Origin of the sequence: Psychrobacter piechaudii (assembly GCF_900162825.1) — a bacterium.
GTDB lineage: Bacteria > Pseudomonadota > Gammaproteobacteria > Pseudomonadales > Moraxellaceae > Psychrobacter > Psychrobacter piechaudii.
Genome location: NZ_FUGE01000029.1, coordinates 1 through 1,544, shown reverse-complemented (window position 1 = coordinate 1,544; position 1,544 = coordinate 1). Strand labels below are relative to the sequence as shown.

The 1,544-nt window shown below is 44.0% G+C and carries 1 protein-coding gene and 1 pseudogene; one reads left to right on the top strand and one right to left on the bottom strand.

Annotation, left to right across the window (positions count from 1 at the left end):
• Positions 1-374, top strand: a pseudogene (locus tag A1019T_RS00520) (RNA-guided endonuclease InsQ/TnpB family protein); the annotation flags it as partial.
• 38 nt (positions 375-412) lie between these two features.
• On the opposite strand, the gene A1019T_RS00515 reads toward A1019T_RS00520, so the two are convergent.
• A complete protein-coding gene (locus A1019T_RS00515) occupies positions 413-1,354 on the bottom strand; it encodes a D-2-hydroxyacid dehydrogenase (protein WP_077449949.1) in 942 nt (313 codons plus the stop codon).
• Positions 1,355-1,544 lie beyond the last annotated feature (190 nt).

The following is a 1,544-nucleotide window of genomic DNA, read 5'->3' as shown; positions in this document are numbered from 1 at the left end:
TTCACCACCAAGCTTGTTAAAGATAACAGCTTAATTGTGGTTGGTGATGTTAAATCTCGCTCATTTACAACTAAAAAAACCAAGCTCGCTAAATCGACATACGATGCAGGATGGTTTGAGCTTAAACGACAACTGGAATATAAATGCAAGTATGCAGGTTGTCAGCTTGAGATCGTAAATGAGAGTTACACTACCCAGACCTGCTCGTACTGCCTTAAAATAAGTGACAGTAGCTTGAGGGTAGAGCAGGTTTGCGAATAAGAGGATGGAGGTGTGCTGAGTGTGGCACATGGCATGATAGAGATATCAATGCTGCTAAGAACATCCTTGCGGTCGGGCTTGACCGTCTAGCTGTAGGAATCCCCTCGGTTTAGCGAGGGGAGGAGGTCAATATGGTCTATCCTTTAAGCCATTACTGCTTAGCAATAAAGTCACTCACTTGCTCACTTAAGATTTTCCATAACTTTTCTTGAGCGGCCTGACTGCCCCAGGCATTGTGGGGGCTAAAGATGACTCTGGGGTGATCGGCTAATTGTAGTAAAGGATCGTCTTTGGTCGTCGGCTCTTGCTCGAAGACATCGGTGGCATAACCCATAATTTGATTGTTTTTTACCGCATCGGCTAAGGCTTTTGAATCCACCACACCGCCACGAGCCACGTTAACGATTAATGGTTTTTTGCTCATTTTAGCCAAGGTTTCTTGGTTAATTAGGTGCTGGGTTTGCTCGGTTAGCGGGCAATGCAGACTAATGACATCAGAGGTTTGTAGAACAGTGTCAAAGTCGGTGTAGTCGTCATTACGAGGCTCTTTGCCTTGATGCTCTGCCCACAATACTTTCATACCAAAGGCCTTGGCAATTTCAGTCACGCTTTTACCAATGGTACCGACTCCGATAATTCCTAAGGTTTTGTCCTCTAAATCAATCAACGGCACGTCCATTAAGCAGAAGCTGCCTGCCTGCTCCCAACTGCCATCAGTGACTTTATCATGGTAATAAACCCCAGCCCGTAGCGCGGCTAACATCAGCATAAACGTATGTTCTGGCACGCTTTTAACGGCATAACCTGCGACATTATAAAGCTCGACATTGTGGGCCTTACAAGCTTCTGCATCAACGTTATTCATCCCAGTGGCCGTGAGCTGTATCAGCTTTAAGTCGGGCAGGGCTGAGATGATATCGGCATTGAGTTTTACTTTATTAGAAAAAATAATATCAGCGTCTTTGCAGCGCTCAATGATTAGCTGATAATTTTGCTCGGTATCCTCATAGACCACATAATCAGTGACCCCGTTAGGAGCGGGTAAATCTACCTCATCCAAAAAAGTCCCTCTATCCAAAAATACGGCTTTCATAAATTTCTCCTAATTATTTTACGGTTGCTTGAAAGGGGTTTAGGCCTACTTCCTTGATTATTGTTACATTGACCTCCTCCCCTCGCTAAACCATAGGTATCTACACAACTTAAAAAGAGCAAAAAAGAATGATAGAATCTTCCAGTATGGCATAGATAAAATGGAGCTAGATACGAGGCTCATCAAACGA